General features: G+C 39.9%; 15 protein-coding genes. All 15 read right to left on the bottom strand.

The window, feature by feature from the left end; genetic code table 11:
- Window positions 1-24: 24 nt before the first annotated feature.
- Window positions 25-864: a hypothetical protein gene (locus tag CDG79_RS17245; RefSeq protein WP_094343216.1), complete on the bottom strand. Its 840-nt coding sequence runs from the start codon at window positions 862-864 to the stop codon at window positions 25-27.
- Window positions 865-968: 104 nt separating this feature from the next.
- Window positions 969-2,810, bottom strand: a complete 1,842-nt coding sequence (gene hepA, locus CDG79_RS17240; RefSeq protein ID WP_094343215.1) for a heterocyst formation ABC transporter subunit HepA — start codon at window positions 2,808-2,810, stop codon at window positions 969-971.
- Between the two features lie 106 nt (window positions 2,811-2,916).
- Entirely contained in the window at window positions 2,917-3,636 is a 720-nt protein-coding gene (gene hepC / locus CDG79_RS17235; RefSeq protein ID WP_094343214.1) for a heterocyst development glycosyltransferase HepC, read from the bottom strand.
- Window positions 3,637-3,767: 131 nt separating this feature from the next.
- Window positions 3,768-3,938, bottom strand: a complete 171-nt coding sequence (locus tag CDG79_RS42435; protein WP_189525026.1) for a hypothetical protein — start codon at window positions 3,936-3,938, stop codon at window positions 3,768-3,770.
- 339 nt (window positions 3,939-4,277) lie between these two features.
- Window positions 4,278-6,506, bottom strand: a complete 2,229-nt coding sequence (locus CDG79_RS17230; RefSeq protein ID WP_094343213.1) for a GumC family protein — start codon at window positions 6,504-6,506, stop codon at window positions 4,278-4,280.
- A gap of 159 nt (window positions 6,507-6,665) precedes the next feature.
- Window positions 6,666-7,766, bottom strand: coding sequence for a glycosyltransferase (locus CDG79_RS17225; protein WP_094343212.1), 1,101 nt, complete (start codon window positions 7,764-7,766; stop codon window positions 6,666-6,668).
- 284 nt (window positions 7,767-8,050) lie between these two features.
- Window positions 8,051-9,364 carry an NAD(P)H-dependent oxidoreductase gene (locus tag CDG79_RS17220; protein WP_094343211.1) on the bottom strand — a complete coding sequence of 438 codons (1,314 nt, stop codon included), beginning with the start codon at window positions 9,362-9,364 and terminating at the stop codon, window positions 8,051-8,053.
- 109 nt (window positions 9,365-9,473) lie between these two features.
- Entirely contained in the window at window positions 9,474-10,715 is a 1,242-nt protein-coding gene (locus CDG79_RS17215) for a glycosyltransferase (RefSeq protein WP_094343210.1), read from the bottom strand.
- A gap of 179 nt (window positions 10,716-10,894) precedes the next feature.
- Window positions 10,895-11,449 (bottom strand): dTDP-4-dehydrorhamnose 3,5-epimerase, encoded by a 555-nt coding sequence (rfbC, locus tag CDG79_RS17210; protein ID WP_094343209.1) that lies wholly within the window; start codon window positions 11,447-11,449, stop codon window positions 10,895-10,897.
- 373 nt (window positions 11,450-11,822) lie between these two features.
- Window positions 11,823-12,674 (bottom strand): phytanoyl-CoA dioxygenase, encoded by an 852-nt coding sequence (locus CDG79_RS17205; RefSeq protein ID WP_094343208.1) that lies wholly within the window; start codon window positions 12,672-12,674, stop codon window positions 11,823-11,825.
- A gap of 49 nt (window positions 12,675-12,723) precedes the next feature.
- Window positions 12,724-13,731: a glycosyltransferase family 2 protein gene (locus CDG79_RS17200; RefSeq protein ID WP_094343207.1), complete on the bottom strand. Its 1,008-nt coding sequence runs from the start codon at window positions 13,729-13,731 to the stop codon at window positions 12,724-12,726.
- Between the two features lie 201 nt (window positions 13,732-13,932).
- Window positions 13,933-15,201, bottom strand: a complete 1,269-nt coding sequence (locus tag CDG79_RS17195; protein ID WP_094343206.1) for a class I SAM-dependent methyltransferase — start codon at window positions 15,199-15,201, stop codon at window positions 13,933-13,935.
- 110 nt (window positions 15,202-15,311) lie between these two features.
- Window positions 15,312-16,340 carry an NAD-dependent epimerase/dehydratase family protein gene (locus CDG79_RS17190; protein WP_094343205.1) on the bottom strand — a complete coding sequence of 343 codons (1,029 nt, stop codon included), beginning with the start codon at window positions 16,338-16,340 and terminating at the stop codon, window positions 15,312-15,314.
- A 278-nt stretch (window positions 16,341-16,618) separates the two neighbouring features.
- A complete protein-coding gene (gene lhgO / locus CDG79_RS17185; RefSeq protein ID WP_094343204.1) occupies window positions 16,619-17,833 on the bottom strand; it encodes an L-2-hydroxyglutarate oxidase in 1,215 nt (404 codons plus the stop codon).
- A gap of 158 nt (window positions 17,834-17,991) precedes the next feature.
- Entirely contained in the window at window positions 17,992-18,765 is a 774-nt protein-coding gene (rfbF, locus tag CDG79_RS17180; protein WP_094343203.1) for a glucose-1-phosphate cytidylyltransferase, read from the bottom strand.
- Window positions 18,766-19,092 lie beyond the last annotated feature (327 nt).

Raw genomic sequence — 19,092 nt, 5'->3', positions numbered from 1 at the left:
TAAATAGAGGTTTACTTAATCAATTTATATGCCAACATTAAACCAAAGCTTGTGTCTAACATCACTCACATAATGCCTGAGAGCAATGTTTTTACTTGCAGATTGATCTGGATAGATGAACTGATCTTCTACATTGAGAACATATTTTTTTGTACATAGAGGCTGACCATTATTGTGGTGCATTGTCAAATGTACAATCGTTTGTTCAGTAAAATAAGTAGGAATCTCTTGAAGATTTGCTAAACGTTCGATAGCAAAACTCCAGTCAAATTCATGCCTAAATAATATAAACCCACCATTTACTGGATTTGACTTTTCAGACTCATCATAAATAATTCGCTCATCTAGTGACATAGAACAATCAGGTAGATAAAGAGAGTATTTATCCTCCGACTTACTCAAATCAATTAAGTCAATCCCGCCGGGGAAAAATAAAATATCTGAATCAGTATAAATCGTATTACCATTAACAGGAATCGACATCAATGCCGACAATTTTCTGCCCATTGGATGCAGTTGGGCATAATCAAGAACACATTGAGGTAAATCTGTTCTCAGGAAGTTTTGTAAAAGTATTACCTGAACGCAGGGATGGATACGGCGAAGTAAATTACAACTAGAATCAGTATAACTGCCATCAGAAACTACAGTAAATGTCTTTGGAGTGCCGATATGACGAATGAATGAGCGAATACTTGCTACTTGTTCTGGTAGATCGCGTTCGCATGATAAAGCATAGATACTTACCGGAACTTGCCGAGTTTGCTTGATGGGGATACTGGCAATCTGAGAAAGGGCTGCTTTATATAGGGAGCGATTAAATCTACCCTGAATTTTAGCAGTGTGGTAGCCTATATTTACCATTTATTTTTCCTCATTAAAATTATAAATAATCGACTAGGATAATAAACTCGTAATTCGCAAATTACGAATTACGTTAGCGTAGCGGGGCGTTAGCCCATTACGAATTACGAATTATAGTATTGCATCTGATGATATTCCCAAAGCTTACCTTGGCGTGCAAGTAATTCTTGATATTTGCCCTGTTCTACTATCCGCCCTGCTTCTAGAACTACAACTTTATCTGCTTTAGAAATAGTAGAAAGACGGTGAGCGATCGCAATTACTGTTCTACCCACAGATAGCTTTTCTAATGAATCTTGAATTAAGCGCTCAGATACAGAATCTAGGGCGCTAGTTGCTTCATCCAAAATTAAAATTTCGGGGTTCCGTAGTAGCGCCCGCGCAATCGCAATTCGCTGTCTTTGTCCTCCAGATAATCTAACACCCCGATCTCCTAATTGGGTATTAAAACCTTCTGGCATTTCTAAAATAAATTCCAGCGCATTTGCTAATTTAGCAGCTTCTTGAATTTGCTCATTAGTCGCTTGTGGAGTCCCATAAGCAATGTTTTGCCAAACATCGGTATTGAAGATAAAAGTATCTTGACTAACAACAGCTATTTGACGACGGAGAGAGTTAATTTCAAACAGTTTTATATCAACTTCATCGATATAAACATTTCCTTCTGTGGCATTGTAAAATCTGGGAATTAAATCAGCAACGGTGGTTTTACCAGCACCAGATGCTCCAACTAGTGCAGTCATTTTCCCCTTTTCAATGGTTAGGGTAATGTTATGCAGTACTAGATTTTTGTCATCATAGCCGAAATCTACGGATACTAAATTTATTGCCCTTTCTAATGCCTTAAATTGAAGCTTTCCATTCTGAAAATAATTTTTATCATCACTTTTCAACAGATTTTTAATATTGTCTGCCGAGCCATGTAGAGTACTGAGAAATGCTCTCGTGCCATTAATATCTTGAACAAACGGAATGAAGCGAAATAGCACAAAGAAAAAGGTTAGCAAAGAAGCAACTTGTAACGTCCCATTACTAACCAGGCTAGTGAATGCCAAAATAATCATTCCGACTAACACCGTAGTAGCTACCCCTTCGGCAATTGGTTTGACAAGTGTCCAAGTGAATACAACTTTAGTTGTAGTACTTACTACTTTGTCGCTAGCTTTGTAGTAACGCTGGCGCTCAAATTCTTGAGTACCACAAGAATGAACAGTGCGAATGCCATTGATAAATTCTATGGCTGTTGATGTAAAGTTAGCATTAGCAGCTGTCATGCCAAAACTTGATTCTCTGACTCTGGCATTCAGATTAGATAACCCTACACCTAAAAGTGTAAATAGTAATGCGGAAATTACAGTCAGTTGCCATGATATCAAGAACATTGATATTAAGTAGACAAAAGTTGTTATTCCCCTAGTTACTAAAAAAGCTGCGCCGCTAAAACCCTGTCGGATTCTTTCGATTTCTGTAGTGATTGTGTTAATTAGTTCACCAGAACGAGTTTTGGCAAAATAGCTTAACGATAAGGATTGTAACTGTTCAAAAATTTGTTTGCGTAAGCGATCGCCAAAATGCAGTTGGGATAATTCAGTATAAACTTGTCCAAAATAATTGAAGGCAACACGCAACCAAGTACTCAATAATATCAGTGAAGATATGCGGTATAAACGATTAATTGCCGATGTCTTAGATCCCAAGACTAAAGTATCGAACCATTCTACTCCTGTTTGGACAGGTTGAGCGTTTGGACTAGTTAAGCTTTGCAAGAAGGAGAGTAAAAAACCAATACTCACACCTTCAAAGGTTGCTGCTAAAATTGAGAATGCTAGAGCTAAAATTACTATTTTGCGAAAGTGTTTAAATTCTCGCAATAGCAAATAGTTGTCTTGCCAAAAGCTGGAAGCTTTGAACAGACTACGCAGTTTTTGAAGAAGTTGAGAATTCATGGATTTTATAATAATAGTTTGGCAAGGTAGATAGACCGCTATAGACGCTACGTAAGTAATTTTTGGGTTAGCTTCAGTGCGGTAGATGAAATACCGCACAGATAAGTTACAGGGTTTGGCTATCTAGATGTAAGAGGTGAGACTGTGCCTCTACTTCCCATGAAGCTTTCATTTCTGGTAGTTTATTTAGCTGTACTGCATCTTCTAAAGTCCAACCACGAGATCCCGTCAAACTCATGTCACCCCGCAGCACGTTAAATAACTGCGGCAGATTGTCGAGATTGTATTTACCCATCCAACGCCCTAGTGGTGTGATGTTGTGTGAGCAAAACTTTATTACTTGAAAGAGTTTACCCCGTTCTCCAACACGCCATTCACGGCAAAAAAGCGATCCTGTCGAGTCAACCTGCATCAACACAATCAATCCCAACATCACTGGACTTACTAATAGCAGCAAGACGAAAGCAGCAATCCAATCAATTAGTCGCTGCAATTGTCTCCAGGGTTGGTTAGGCAGTTTATTGCCGGTAGGTATGCTGAGGAATATTGGTTTATCTGCTTCTTTGCACGCATCTGCCCAAAACCTCAGCAAAGCCTCACCCAGCTTTGGATCTATGCTTACCAAAGTTACAGGAGAATGTTGTAAGCATTCTACTAGCGATCGCTTACTATCTAATGAAGGCAGATAGGGTTGTTTCACTCGTCCAGGCTGCTTTACCAACAGCTGACCCCGCCGCCATTGGAGTGTGCAGTACCCACGACGATCTTGGTGTTCCTGGGTTACATCATATAAATTCTCTAGAGTTGGAATTATTGAAGCTGTCATAATGTCTTTGGGTTTATACAGGAGTGAATTAGTGAGGCGTTATCAAAGGCTATCAATGCCAAAGACCCAAATCCGAATCTTGTTGTAAGTCCAAAAAGTTGGAGATAATTGAGGGCAAAAATATGTTATTGCTATTTGCCACTCAGCCAAGCACATATCGTCCAGAATTCCGGTGGTGTAGAGGTGTACAAATCAACGTTACTATCAATATTCATGGACAATCGGTATTTTCCGGTAACTACTGAAAGTAGAAATATGTAGAGGTAAATTACCCATAAATCTATATCTACGTTTAATTGCACTGAGGTGTTTATTGTATCGATAGATATAAAAAACCCAGTCTGCTCTTGTCTTCTAGCCTTTATGAATGTGCTTTCATCTCTAGAATATAAGACTATCTAGAAACAGCGATCGCTCAACTAAATTCTTTATTTACTCTTTAAAGAGCCAGTGATTTCTCTGAAAACCCATAAAGATAGTATAAACATACTAAAATTTTCCCGATTGCAATAAAATTAAATTTTGTTCATAAAAAAGCAAGGTAGCACAGCTGTGCTACCTTGCTTGGTTTGTAGTGAGCGCTTTAGCGCTCAAATCAAGGACTAAAGTCCTTACTACAAACTCTTGAAACTAAGTACTAGCTACTTTTCTACAGCTTGACGCAGGGCCAATTGCTGTTGTTTTACATAAGGTACGTAATTACTGCTAGAGTTTGATACCCCGTTAGCCACAACCCCAATCAGATTTAACTTACTTAGCATGGCTGTAGCCTGAGTTAGCTGGCTTCGTGTCACAATACCAATGCTTGCCACCATGACCACACTACGACAAGATGAAGCGGTAAGCATGGCATCCACCAAGCCAAGAACTGGGGGAGCATCTATGAGTACCAAATCATAGTTTTCCTCAAAAGCTGCCATCAATTGCATCATCCGAGGGGAACTTAAAAGATTAGCTGGGTCAGCAGGTTTGGGGCCAGCAGTCAAAATATCGATGTAGGAAGAACCTGAATATTGAAGACTAATCTGGTTTGGTAGAGTTGCATCACTCGCTAATAGAGTTGAAAGCCCCTGTTCATTAGGAAGATTCAGTTGGTGGTGCAAGCTGGGATCGCGTAAATTGGCATCAATCAGTAACACCCTTTTGTGTAAACGGGCAGCACTCATCGCCAGACCAAGCGCCAAAGCTGATTTCCCCTCATCGGCTAAAGCTGAGGTAATCATCAAAGATTTTAAATTAGCAACAGTATTTAAAAGTTCAATATTTTTGTAAATCAGATCCAGCGATTCCCAACGTGGTGGAGATTGTAATACCTGAATTGTCCAGGGAGCGAGAACTTCTGGCTTACCAAAAGGCAACTTGATCATTGATTCTTTGGGTTTGGCTGGCGGTAATTTAGGAGTTGTTCCCAACAACGGCATGGCCATTTGCTTCTCTAATTCAGCAGTGGTGTGAACTGCATCATCAGCCGATTCTCGAATAAAGGCAGCAATGCCTCCTAACATAAATCCAACCACTCCACCTAACAGCAAATTCTGCTGAAGATTGGGGCCTAATTGGCCACCTTTTTGAGGTTCTTCCACAACTTCCCAATTAAAACCACCCTTGGAAAGTTCTTGCCGTAATTGCTGTTCTGCTCTTAAAAGTTGCTCTAACCTTTCACGACTAAATTGTAACTGCGGTAGCATCCGATTGTAATAAGCCAACAGAGGCGGAAAGCGTTTGATTTCCAAACGCAAATCGTTTTCTTTCTGAGCCAAAGTTTGATCGCGAGCAGTTAAAGCAACTATAGTTGTCTGCGTTTCTACTAACTGACCAGCAAGGCTAAGATCGATTTGGCCAAGTTGTCCTTTTTCGAGAAGAGAGTCTCCAGAAGTGAATCCACCAGCAGATTTTTCGCCTAAAGTTCTTCCTACTTCTTGTTGCAATAATTCCTTCTGACTCTGAAGCTGTTCTTTGAGCTTTTGCACACTCGGAGTCTGATCTGTAAAGCGTAAACGTTCTTGTGCTAGTGCCAGTTCTGTTTTTTGAATTTCGTTCAGTAAGCCTTGATAGCGAGTAGACTGACTCAGACGAGAAGCAACTAAAGCATTTTGGGGAGAACGGTTAAGTTGTTCTTCCAGAGATTTTTGGCGTGCTAAAGCTTCCCCATATTGAGCGCGAGTTGTCTGTCGTTCTTGGGAAATATTGTTCAAAGCTGTTTCAATTGCCTTGGCCTGTGACTCTGGATCGATTAAGTTCTGATTTCTACGAAACCTCTGTAAATTTGTCTCAGCCGCGTTCACTTCTTCACTGGCTTTACTTAACTGTTCCCTAATAATTTGCAGACCTTTTTGTAAACGCGAATTCTGTTGTTCTTTGTTATATTCGACATAAACTTGTCGAATTGCACCCAGAACTTTTTGTGTCTTTTCTGGATCTCCAGCCGTGTATTCAACTTGAAATATTTTAGTAGCGACATTATCTTCTTTGCTCCTTAATTGAGTTAAGACCAAAGAAGCTTTGATTTCACTTGCACTTATATCTGGATAACTAGATTGAAGTTTATCAACTGCTTTTTGAATGAGTCCCGAACTCTGCATCAAGTTAAGCTGGGTTGCAGTATCTATCACAACATTAGAGTCGGTAAACTGGTTGTCTAACCCAGCACCTTCTGTCTTGCCTTGATAGTTAGGTTCTACTAGCAGTTGCATTGAACTTTTATAAGTAGGTTTGGTCTTTAAAGTTACTATACCTGCAATAGCAATAGAACTAATTAATACTGCTAAAAACCAAGGGAATCTTCGTACAAATACGGCAAATAACTGTCCGTAACCTGGCTCACTTTCAGAAGCTGGAGTTATCTGAGGATTTAGACTAGTTTGAACCACTTTTATTATCCTTGTCTTCAAGACTTACGCTAAGAGATATCCCGAAGAATACCTATTCTTTTTACGAACTACCTTTGGACAGCGCATCGTTAGAGAAGTACGCCAAAGAGGAGAGAGAAAAATAAATAGGTAATCTTATAGTAGGAAGAGATTCAGAAATCAAATGAATAATTGATGCCCACCACAAGCCTGGTTAATAATTTGCTCAACCTTCCCAAAGAAGGCATTTTCTGAAAAGTTTGCTACTGCATGATTACGGATGCGATCGTAATCCCAAGAAATGCTATTGGCTTCTAGTAATGCAACTTGTAAAGATTCGGGTGTTTGTCTTTTGAAAAAGACTCCTGTTTCACCTGGTATTTGAGTATCTAATACTCCACCTGCTCCATAAGCGATAACTGGTGTGCCGCTAGCATTAGCTTCTACTGGAACTAACCCGTAATCTTCTAAGGCTGCGACAATAATAGACTTGGCTTTGGAAAACAAGTCTTTGCGGGTTATATCACTTACGTGTCCCAAGAACACAATATTTTTTAATGCTTTAGATTTTAACCGTTCTAGTTCTGGCCCGTCACCTGATATTAATAAGTGCCATCCTAGCCAGTTAAAAGCTTCGACTATTATATCAAGGCGTTTATAGCTAATCATCCGGGCTGAAGCCAGATAATATTCATCTTTTATATCGGAAAAAACAAATTTACTAGTATCAATTGGATAGTTAACCATCATTGCCTTTTTGCCATAAATATTTTCAATCCGGCGGGCAACAACACTAGAATTAGCAATGTAAAGGTCAGGTTCCTGGGCATATTTCAGGTCTACCTTTCTCATTAATTGAAATACTTGTTCGATTAAAGGTGCAAAATATCTATAGTCTCCGTACTCTCTTAAATAGGTTGCTGTATCCCATAAAAAACGGGTGACGTTATGGCAAAAGCAAATGTGGCGGGCATGGGGATTTTTTCGGACTGCTTTGGCAAAGCTGGTGCTACTGCTAATAATTAGATCGTAGTCTTGCAGATCCAAGGCACGAAATGCAGGAAAATATAGAGGAGCCATTGCCCTAAAATACTTTGCTGCACCAGGAATCTTTTGCAAGAAGGTTGTATTGACTATGCGATCGCCTAGATCGATAGTTTTTTGGCGATCGTACAGAGATGTGAAAATGTCTGCTTCGGGATAGCGTTTACAAAGCAGTTCAAATACACGCTCTGCCCCACCTCGCTGGGTTAAATAATCGTGGACTAGAGCAATTTTCATCAATTTGACCTAAAGTTTCGATCGGGTTTGGTTCAACGCTCCCCAGTAAGTTAATATCAACAACTTTAGTGTCCCGCAGTATAGCTTCCTATCCTCTTGACGAAATTCTGGCAACAAATATGTTATTAGGAGCTTCGGAGATCCCCCCAACCCCCCTTAAAAAGGGGGGCTTTTTCTCCTCTTTACCCACTTTTTAAGGGGGTCGCCGTATGCGGGGGGATCTGATCGGAAACGTATTAGGGGCGTACAGCTGTACGCCCCTACAGCCGATTTATTTGTTGCTATTACCCAACTGCTACCAAGATTTTTTCTGGGGCGAAATAATTGTTTTGCTCAGTTCTTAGTTGGTCGCAAAGTCTGCCTTCAGGTAATTCTACATCCTCATAAGTGAGGACTTGATCCTTAGAAATATCCCGTTTCAGGCGACATCCTTCGGCTAAACCAATTGGTAGGAGATTTTGCTGTTGGACGATGGGGGAATTTTCACATTGTCCGTAGGTCATGTAGTAACCGATGCCATCTAGGGTTTCTCCAGCTTTCAGGTCAATTTTGGCAGTGGTGACAACATCTACTAACGGGCCTGCTAGTGGAGACATCACGGCATCACCGAAGAGGACAGCACGCGCTACGGACAAGGGAACTTCAAAATGACAGAGGTGATAAGGAGTATAGAAGCTGTAAAGTGGGCCTTCGCCTAATTTGTATAAGTTGAGATAATGGCGTTGCTTGGGGTCGTCGTGAGTGGCAAATACATATACGCCTGGGCCTGGTTTTGCTCCAACTACATAATCGACAATGCCGCCCAGTTCTTTGAGTTGTTCAACATCATATAAATGGGTCATTTCCTCGACATAACCGTTGAAGTCATATCCCAACATTCCCCGCTTGGCGACTTTCATCCCTGTGGCATTGGCAACGATCGCTTGCTCAAAGGAAATTTTGGTTCCGTCAGCGAAGCTAGCCACCATGTGGGGCTTTTGACCCCAACGTTTTGCAAATCCTTCCTGGGTGGTGGGATTGCGATAGGGGTCTTGGAGTCCTTTAATGTTACCGCACAATAAGGGAGTTAGACCAATGCTTTTTACAAAGCGGTAGAGGTTCATTTGCACCCCTGGCTGATCGCCATCACAGGCGCTGAGAATGACACCTGCTTTGTCAGCATAGACTTTGAGGATGGGGCCAATGGTGCCGTCGAGTTCGGCATTCATCATAATCACATGTTTGCAATGGGCGATCGCTTCCATAACGATGTGAGCGCCAAATTCCACTGCACCTGTGACTTCGATTATGGCCTCAATGCCCTCAGCCCGACACAGTAACTTAGCGTCTTCTGTGACTGCATACTTACCGTTTGCGATCGCATCTTCTAATTCGCTGACAGTTGCAACAACTTGAATTTCTTCAATTCCTGCTTCCGAATAAGCTTGTTTAGCTGCATCAATCTGGCGATTGGAGATAGCAACTAACTCCATTCCTGGCACTGAATTGACAATTTGGTTGGCAATTCCTCGACCCATAAAACCAGCACCGATCATTCCCACCTTGATAGGATTTTCTGCTGCTGCACGGGCTTGTAAGGCGCGATCGATAATAATCATGAACTAAACTCCTTTTTGGAACTGTTGGTTGTGATACAAATTCTCTATAAACTTGCACTTAATAATTGGTTACAGCTAAAGATTAAGTACATTTTCATCGGAATTAAGATTAGTGATGGCTACTAACTGTTTGTTTGCTAGATGCCATAGAACCAGTATGTTTTTTCTGGCTGTGATTTTCGATAATTTGCTCTACAACATTTCTGTAGACTTGAGCAAACTTTTCTTTAGTATGATTTGCTCTTGCATATTCCCAAGCCTGACGAGACATTAGTTTTAAATCTTCAACAGGCAGATGGGAAATACTTATAATTTTCGCCTTAATTTCTTCAAGGGAAAGGTTATCAAAAATCACACCAAAATCGTGAACATCTACACCAGATTCGTAGCTTAAAATAGGAATTAACCCAGCTTGTAAGCAACTGATTACTGCTCCTGACTGTCCTTCAGAAACGGAAGGATAAACCAGTCCTAAACAGTTATTTGTCACCTCTATAAAGTCAGGACTACTAACATCAATCCACCCATAAGTATGAATATTAGGCGTTTCATACAGTTCCTTATAGAAAGCTCGTTCAAATTCTTTGTCATTACTTACCGGGCCACAAATTGTTAAATGGTATTCCGGCATTTGGGCAAAGGCATCTAAAACTAAATCTAATCCTTTAAGGACTAAAGCACTGCCACCAAACCACAGAAAACGTTTTCTTATTGCTTCAAAATCTTTCTTGTCAGGATAGGGATAAACGACAGGCGAAGAAATTGGAATCCGATACATCGGTTTGTTGGCATACTTGAATGTATCGGTTGTGAAATCGTTACCCAACACAATTGCACAATCAGCATATTCAATTCCCAAGTTAGGAACCTCAAATCGCTGTGGTTTTAAGGTTATACCTTTGCGCTGTTGTACTTCTAGAAGCCTATTGCATTCTGCTGCATTGCGAAACACCATATTTGCAATGTCAACGTGGAAAATTTTAATGCAATCTTTATTGAGTTTTGGTGCCAACGCTTCCATCCGATGACGGATATCAATGAAAAATGCGTAATCCTTTTGCGGAACGAATTTATCATTGTGGAACTGGATAACATCAACGTTGTAGCCCAAGTCCAAAAAAGTTTGGGCTATTTGCCAAACTTCCCAGTACCAAGTATGGTCATTAGGCATTGGCTGACCAGGTTTTAAGAGGAATGGCTCAATTCGATAAGAAAGAAGTACATTCCCCTTAGAAGGTTGTTTTGGCTTTAGAGAAACAACCTGTAATGTTTTCGCATAATTAATCCGAGCTTGGACTTTTTGGGAGACAAAAGAGATAGTATTTCCCACGCGAGATAGAATATTTGACATTTATTTCTACCTAATCCCATTAAGTTAATAACTCAACTTTGAATTAGTAATTGATAGTTACGTATACATCAATCCTAATTTATTTCTTTACTTCGCGCTCTTTGCGTCCTTCTCTAACGAGACGCTGCGCGAATGCGGTTCGTTAAAAAATAATTTTACGAACTATTTAACCCCCATATCTATCTAGAAGTACCGCCAACAGTCATCATTCTTAACAAAGGCCAACTTAAATCTTTCTCAGAGATTTCAGTCACATCTAAAGGCCAATCAATGTTAAAAAACGGGTCGTCATAGCGTAAACCTCTTTCATACCCTGGCGTGTAAAATTCACCTACTTGATATACAACTTCAGTCTCATCTGTAAGTGCTTGATAACCGTGAGCAAACATTTCTGGAACATACAAAGCGCGGCGGTTTTCTGGGGTAAGTTCTACACCAATGTGTGATAAAAAGCTGGGAGATTCAGGACGCATATCAATAATTACGTCATAGATTGCGCCTTTAGTACAACGAATTAATTTCGTTTCTGCTGCTGGGAGAACTTGATAGTGCATTCCCCGAATCGTGCCTTTTTTGTAGTTAAAAGACAAGTTACATTGGGCAACTGTTGGCTTTAATCCGTGGGCTTCAAATTCTTGAGCGCAGAAAGACCGAGCAAAAAAACCACGGTGGTCTGGCTTTTCTTCCAAGTCAATAATGAATGCGTCTTTTAGTGCGGTTGTGGTGAAAATCATGTGATTCCTTTGAGATGAATGTTGAGTAAAGAAAATAAACGAACCACAGAGGCAATAGAGTTGCCAGTGCGCCCTTGCGGTTTCCCGACTTGTAGTAACTGGCGCGGCACAGAGATATGAGAGTTTGAGAGATATAGGATTACTATTTGATTTTTGAACGGAATTAGGTATTGTAGGGTGTGTTAGAACGGAGTTCGTAACGCACCATTATCAAGGGTTTGGTGCGTTACGCTGTCGCTAACACACCCTACGTATATTTTCAGAAATCAAACCGGATTCCTATATGTTATGTCAGTAATAAACCTACAAATTTGAAGCAACGCTCCTTCTCTTCCTGTGTGTTCTCTGTGCCTCTGCGGTTAATTAAATTAATTTAAGTCGAAACTTTAACTGCATCAGATGCAGAACGTAACTCTACTCTGTGATAAGTATCATCCCAGTATTGGGTGCAGAGGTCTGGCCGTTCGGGGGGATTGGCGGTGTAACAAAAGAATAATGCTGACCGGTCTTCTGTGCGGACTGTGCCGTGATGCAGAGCGTTTTTCGTATCTACAATAATGACAGTACCTGCTGGGCCTGGGCAGGATTTCCAAGCTGATTTGGGGATGACTGGTTTTACTTGTTCATCGTCGATACCCATATAGCCTGACTTCCAAAGTTTGTAGTAAAGCCGAAAATAATTCCAACTAAATAAGGAAGTTAAAGAGCGAGGAATATATTCAAAAGGCCCTGTTTTTTCTTCTACATCATTCAAGTAAATGAAGATTTTGATAATGCGACGGTCTTCTGCATCACTATGCCATAGTAGCGTTCCAAACTGATATTTGCTCTTGAAATCTTTGCGTAAATGTACACCATGAAAAGCAATAGGAAGACCGATATAATTTTCGATGATGTTGAGTAGTCTTTTCTCTACTCCCCAGGCATAAAATTCTGGTAAACCTGTAACTGTGTAAATTTGTGGCAACCTTTCATCTAGATGGTCGTTGTTGGGATTTTCCATCTGAGACAATTGATGGTAGGCAGCTTTGAGCAGTTCAGGGCTAGAGTTTAACCCTAAATCTGCCAGTGTTGTGACGCAAACGCCATCTTTTTTGAGAGTATTAAGGATGTTGCGATCGCTCCCTTCCAATGCTGGCAAATTTCTGCTATGCTTCCAACGAGCGATGTAATATTGAAAGTCAGACAAAAGTGTAGCTATTTTGTGTTTAATAGCGTTAAACATGGCGTAAATCCTTCTCTTATTGATATATATTTTTTAGTAGTTTCGTAGCTTATGGTTTATAGTTACGCACTTCTTGAGTAGAGATTTCACTCGTTTCTGCTAACCCAAACTCTTTAGAAACCATCACATCAAAAGCACATAAGCTGACTAAAGCCAAAAATGGAATTACTGTTTTGATGGCGGACATCGGCCATCTTCTTAAAGCACCCAAGAAAACTTTCAAATTCACTTCTTTGCCGTTTTGCAAAAGCATCCGCCTACAAAACTGCTTAGAATATCCACTCTGCTCTAATTTCAAAATTACTTCGGGGATATGTTTGTATTGCATTAACAGTGCTGATTTTGGTTCTTTCTGCCAATAACTCACACCAACAACACATTCTAAATAAGTCTCTTTAGTGACAATTACCCTGCCGTTAGCAGCACAATATCCGGCTAAATATGCCAAAGATATCCAGTTATTCTCAGCATCTTGCCAATTTTGGAGAGCGCGTTTTACTAAGTCAGTGCGATAGACTGTAGCAGTTAGAAAAATGACTGCACCGACACTTTTTGAAAAACAATGTTCAAATATAGCTTTACCATCACCATCGCCATCTTCACTATCTATATCAAACCAGCGATTACCAACAATTTTTGGTGGATGAACTGGCTCACCAGTAATTTGGTTGCGACCAGAAAAATTAAGAAACAATAATGATAAATTTTCATATTTTCTGAGTTTATTAATTACATAAGCAATGGCTCTATCTTGAATTGGATCGTCATCACCAATTGTCCAAACATATTTTGTTTTAGTATAATTAAGGCAATACATAATATTTTTAACTACGCCTAAATTTTTAGGGTTTTTATTTGAGTTAAATGTAATATTGCTAAGTATGGTTTGCCATTTTTGGATCACCTCTTGAGTATTATCTGTTGAACAATTATCAGATACTAAAATTTCACATTCATTTTCAAAGCCTTTGATAGCTTGAGCCAACCAAGTAAGTTGTTTATCTAGAAGCTGGGCCCGATTGAATGTAGGAATAGCAATAGTCAGGAGTTTATTCATAATTAAGCTCAAATCTATAGTTAAGAGGCTACTAGCAGCAGCTTGTTTATGAACAAGCTGCTTTCCAGTTTATTTTTTTGAGATTTGACAACAAAAGCTTTATAGAACTACGCCTTTTTATTACTTATTACCTGTTGTCTATATTCATAATGACAACATAAAAATAGTAAGAAAAGGCGCTTTTTGGGTTATATCTAGTAATTACGACGCTATTAAAAGCCTATCCGGAATCGGACACGGATAAATTTTGACTTCAGGAATAGGCACAACAAACTGTCCACCCCATTCGCCAATAAATGCCATTTGCTCCATAATTTCTTCCTTGAGATTCCAAGGTAAAATTAGGACATAATCTGGTTTGGTTTCGCGGATTTTATCTGGTTCAAAGATGGGAATATGAGTCCCAGGTAAAAATAAGTCTTGTTTGTAAGGATTGCAATCGACTGTGTAATCGATAAAATCTTTCCCAATCCCACAGTAATTAAGCAATGTGTTACCTTTGGCTGGTGCGCCATAGCCAACAATTGATTTCCTTTCTGCTTTGGCGCTTATAAGGAAACTTAAAAGCTTATGCTTTGTTTCTTTAACTTTTTCAGCAAATGTAATATAAGTCTCCATCAGATGGAGTCCAGCAGCAATTTCCTTTGCTTTTAGATGGTTAACTCGGTCATTGGTGCTAGGATTATCAGCATTGTCATGTTTAGCATAAATTCTTAAAGAACCGCCGTGAGTTGTTAATTCTTCTACATCAAAAAGTTGCAAATTATGCGCTGCAAAAATCTTTTCGATAGTGAGGAATGAGAAGTAAGAAAAATGCTCATGATAAATAGTATCGAACTGATTTTGTTGAATCAGTTGTAAAATGTGAGGAAACTCCATCGTCAAGATCCCATTTTGTTTGAGGATGAGTTTCATTCCAGCGATAAAATCATTTAAATCTGGTACATGAGCTAAAACATTATTGCCTATCAAAAGATCGGCTAGTTTTCCTTGTATCACGAGTTCTTTGGCAGTTTCAACCCCAAAAAACTTGTTGATACTAGGAATGCCTCTGTCTTGAGCTATTTTGGCTATATTTGCTGCTGGTTCTATTCCTAAAACTGGGATTCCCTTTTCTACAAAATATTGCAGTAGGTAGCCATCGTTGCTGGCAATTTCAATAACTTGAGTATTGCAATTAAAGCCAAATTTTTCTACTATCATATCGGTGTAATCTTTGGCGTGTTTTAGCCAACTTACCGAGTAAGAAGAAAAGTAGGCATAGTCGCTAAAAATCCGATCGGGAGTTTCAAATTGTTCTAATTGAACTAAAAGAGTATCCTCGGAAACATAAGCATGGAGTGGATAAAATTTCTCGGCATGATTTAGCTGTTCTGCTGTCAGATAAGCATTGGCTAAAGGTGACATTCCTAAATCAATAAAGGTTTTGTGTAGAGGTTGTCCACTAAAACGGCATTTTGCGATCGCCATAAACTTCAACTCACTAATTGCAAATATTTTGATAGATGAAATAAGTCCGAATCAAATATTGTTGATTCGGAACTTTAGAATATTTGTTTGCTGCTATTCGGCAACTCTATCTACTTTTTATTCCAGAAGAAATCTTTGTCAATTTGCTCGGTACGAATTAGATACTCTAGCTGTTTTAAGCGAGTAAATCCTCTAAATAAGAAAGTATCTTCAGCCATGTCTATTTGACTGAATAAATCAAATAGCTGCTGGGCACCAAGTCGGGCATTCCAATCACATTTAAATCCGGGGAGAATTGTGTTGATTTTCTCGAAGGATACCCGATAGCTGCGGTTATCTGAACCGTTGTCACCAAAGGACAATTTACAATCTGGGAAAATATCAGCAATAATTTCCGCGATTTCTTTAACGCGATAGTTGTTTGCTGTATCTCCCACGTTGAAGATTTGGTTATGTACAATGTCTCGTGGTGCTTCTAAGGCGCAGACTATTGCTTTGCAAATATCCAGTGCGTGGACTAATGGTCGCCAAGGTGTACCATCACTGGTCATTTTGATTTGCTTACTAGTCCATGCCAACCCTGCTAAGTTGTTTAAAACAATATCAAAGCGCATCCGGGGGGAAGCACCAAAGGCTGTAGCATTCCGCATAAAGGTGGGAGAGAAGTCATCGTCAGCGAGTGGTGTGACATCTCTTTCTACGAGAGTTTTGCATTCTGCGTAGGCTGTTTGGGGATTAATTGAGGATTCTTCTGTAACATCACCTGCGGTAGCAACGCCGTAGACGCTACACGAAGACATATATACAAAACGACGCACACCCATAGCTTTAGCTAGGCTAGCGAGACGAACTGAACCGATATGATTAATTTCGTAGGTAATATTCGGTGCTAATTGTCCGGCTGGGTCGTTGGAGAGTTCTGCCATGTGAACTATTGCTTCAACACCTTCCAAGTCATCAGGGGTAATGTTGCGGATATCTTTGTTCAGGGTTTTAGGTGTGACCCCATTAGCGTTGTATAGCCAACCAACTTTATAGAAACCAGTATCTAGACCAATAACTTCATGTCCGCGTTCAATTAACAGAGGCGGTAATAATGAACCAAGATAGCCTTCTGTTCCAGTTACTAATATTTTCATTGTAGTTAATGCCTTTGTATTGATGAGTTAAATTCTTCGTTTAGTAGGGGCGCATAGCTATAGCGTGTTGCCCAAAATCCCTGGTAGGCACACACATAAATTATTTTCGGAGGTGTTTGTTGGGTATCAGCGCTTTATAGCGGTTCTTAATTGATGCACTACACTTTTTCTTATGGGATGGGCCGAAAAGCTCATCCCTTTTATTTCCGGGCGCTGATGTTGCTCACCCCACAAGATTCATGCCTTAATTCAGCAGCACCGGAAGTAACTATAGATATCTATGCAGTTACTACATTATCTAGATGCGAGAGTTGGGGAATTTCCGCCACAAGCGCTTTGCCGATTTCTAGAGAAGATGTGGCAGCAGGAGAAGGAGCATTGCAAACATGGATGGAGTTTTGACCAGAAACAATCAAAAAGTCATCTACAAGCTTGCCATCGTTCATTAAGGCTTGAGCGCGAACTCCTGCATGGGTGGGAACTAAGTCTTCTGCTTGGACTTCGGGAATTAGTTTTTGCAAACTTCTGGTGAAGGCTGCTTTACTAAAGGAACGAATGATTTCTTGGATACCTTCAGGGGCGTGTTTGGCTGCCAATTTCCAGAAACCAGGATAGGTGACGACTTCAAGAAAATCTCGTAAATCGAAGTCGGTTTTTTTGTAACCTTCGCGTTTGAGTGACAGAACCGCGTTTGGCCCCGCGTGGACGCTACCATCAATCATCCGGGTAAAATGAACACCCAGGAAGGGAAAATCGGGATTGGGAACTGGATAAATTAGTGTCTTAACCAGATAGCGTTTTTCTGGGGTCAGCTCGTAGTATTCTCCCCGGAATGGGACGATTTTGGCTTGGGGTTCAACTTTACCTAATCTGGCGGTGCGATCGCTATGCAATCCCGTACAATTAATTACAAAGCGGGTTGCAAAGTTACCTTTGTTTGTTTCCAGTACCTGATTTTTACCACTTGGGGAGATTTTCAGAACTTTTGTATTGAGATGCAAATCCCCACCCTGCTGTTGAATTAGCTGGGCATATTTTAAACAAACTTGCTTGTAATTAACAATACCAGTTGAGAATACCCGAAGCCCGCCTACACATTTTACGTGAGGTTCAATTTCCCTGACTTCTTCGGGGCTAATTCTCTTAACTTCTATGCCATTGTCTAAGCCACGTTGGTAGAGATTTTCTAGATGTGGTAGCTCTTGTTCTTCAGTTGCAACAATTACCTTACCACAAACTTCATGTTCTATTCCATACTCTTGACAAAATTCTACCATAGAGCGCGAACCATCACGACAAAATTTAGCTTTGAAACTCCCTGGTTTGTAGTAAATACCAGAATGAATTACCCCGCTATTATTGCCGGTTTGGTGAAATGCCCATTGACTCTCTTTTTCTAGTACTAAAATACGCGCATTGGGATAGCGTTTACCTAAAGCTAATGCTGTAGAGAGTCCAACTATTCCCCCACCTATAATCGCAAAATCATACATTAGTATTATCGCACTTGAAATTACAGTAAATCTATAAAGTTATTTGGGATTGGGTACTGGGTACTGGGTACTGGGTAAGAAAATATGAGTAAGATTTGGTTTGGATGTGAATCTTCATTCAAATCTTCCCAATCCCTAGTCCCCAGTCCCTAGCCCCCTTACCATACCTTCCAAGGAGCTTGATTGTTTTTCCATAGCCCTTCGAGATAGTTTTTATCGCGTAAAGTATCCATCGGTTGCCAAAAGCCATCATGTTTGAAGGCAGATAGTTGTTCCATATCAGCTAGCTTTTCTAATGGCTGTTGCTCCCATACTGTAGAGTCATCAGCAATCAAATTGATTACTTCTGGTTCTAACACAAAATAACCGCCATTAATCCAAGCTCCATCACCTTCAGGTTTTTCTCGGAAGCTGGTAATTTTAGTTTGCTCATATCCTAAAGAAATGGCTCCAAAACGTCCGGCTGGCTGAACGGCTGTGAGTGTTCCTAATGTTTTTTGTTCTTTATGAAATCTAACTAGCTCGGTGATATTAATATTACTTACACCATCACCATAAGTAAAGCAAAAAGTTTCATTACCAAGATGTTCGCTGATTCGCTTTAAGCGTCCGCCTGTCATGGTATTATCGCCCGTGTTTACTAAGGTAACACGCCAGGGTTCAGCATAACCAGAATGCACGTTCATCTGGTTAAATCGCATATCAAAGGTAACATCTGACATGTGTAAGAAGTAATTAGCAAAATACTCCTTAATTATGTAACCTTTGTAACCGCAACAAATGATGAAGTCATTAATGCCATGAGCAGAGTAAGTCTTCATTATGTGCCAGAGAATTGGCTTACCACCAATCTCAACCATCGGCTTGGGTCTGATACTAGTTTCTTCACTGAGGCGTGTACCAAGCCCTCCAGCCAAAATCACCGCTTTCATGCAATTACCTCGGAGATTTGTAGGGATATTATTATTTGACTTTATCGAGATGAAGAGGATGCACTTAGATAGAGAAAAATTGATTTCTAATTTGTTTTTCTCAGTCAATAATCTAACTGTAATTTCCGGCAAAATTATGAAGGAAAGATAAATTAACATCTTTTCTATATAAAAGCTCTATGAATATCTATAAAACTAAAAATAAGTTACCTAGTTAAATAAAAATTTTACCCATAAAATAACTAGGATTAGCTGGCGCTAACCCTAGTCTGGCTGGATTTATTCAATCAAAACTAATAATATGTAAGTAAAAAAACTTACATATTA

It is taken from the genome of Nostoc sp. 'Peltigera membranacea cyanobiont' 232, from assembly GCF_002245985.1.
In the GTDB taxonomy this organism is placed as follows: domain Bacteria; phylum Cyanobacteriota; class Cyanobacteriia; order Cyanobacteriales; family Nostocaceae; genus Nostoc.
The sequence above is the reverse complement of the archived record's forward strand: the minus strand, read 5'-3'. Positions and strand labels throughout refer to the sequence as shown.

Coding starts and splice junctions, on each gene's coding strand:
- lhgO (WP_094343204.1), bottom strand. CDS start 17,833: ATGTATGATTTTGCGATTATAGGTGGGGGAATAGTTGGACTCTCTACA.
- CDG79_RS17195 (WP_094343206.1), bottom strand. CDS start 15,201: ATGGCGATCGCAAAATGCCGTTTTAGTGGACAACCTCTACACAAAACC.
- CDG79_RS17220 (WP_094343211.1), bottom strand. CDS start 9,364: ATGATTATTATCGATCGCGCCTTACAAGCCCGTGCAGCAGCAGAAAAT.
- rfbF (WP_094343203.1), bottom strand. CDS start 18,765: ATGAAAGCGGTGATTTTGGCTGGAGGGCTTGGTACACGCCTCAGTGAA.
- CDG79_RS17190 (WP_094343205.1), bottom strand. CDS start 16,340: ATGAAAATATTAGTAACTGGAACAGAAGGCTATCTTGGTTCATTATTA.
- CDG79_RS17215 (WP_094343210.1), bottom strand. CDS start 10,715: ATGTCAAATATTCTATCTCGCGTGGGAAATACTATCTCTTTTGTCTCC.
- CDG79_RS17245 (WP_094343216.1), bottom strand. CDS start 864: ATGGTAAATATAGGCTACCACACTGCTAAAATTCAGGGTAGATTTAAT.
- CDG79_RS17225 (WP_094343212.1), bottom strand. CDS start 7,766: ATGAAAATTGCTCTAGTCCACGATTATTTAACCCAGCGAGGTGGGGCA.
- CDG79_RS17205 (WP_094343208.1), bottom strand. CDS start 12,674: ATGTTTAACGCTATTAAACACAAAATAGCTACACTTTTGTCTGACTTT.
- rfbC (WP_094343209.1), bottom strand. CDS start 11,449: ATGATTTTCACCACAACCGCACTAAAAGACGCATTCATTATTGACTTG.
- hepC (WP_094343214.1), bottom strand. CDS start 3,636: ATGACAGCTTCAATAATTCCAACTCTAGAGAATTTATATGATGTAACC.
- CDG79_RS17200 (WP_094343207.1), bottom strand. CDS start 13,731: ATGAATAAACTCCTGACTATTGCTATTCCTACATTCAATCGGGCCCAG.
- hepA (WP_094343215.1), bottom strand. CDS start 2,810: ATGAATTCTCAACTTCTTCAAAAACTGCGTAGTCTGTTCAAAGCTTCC.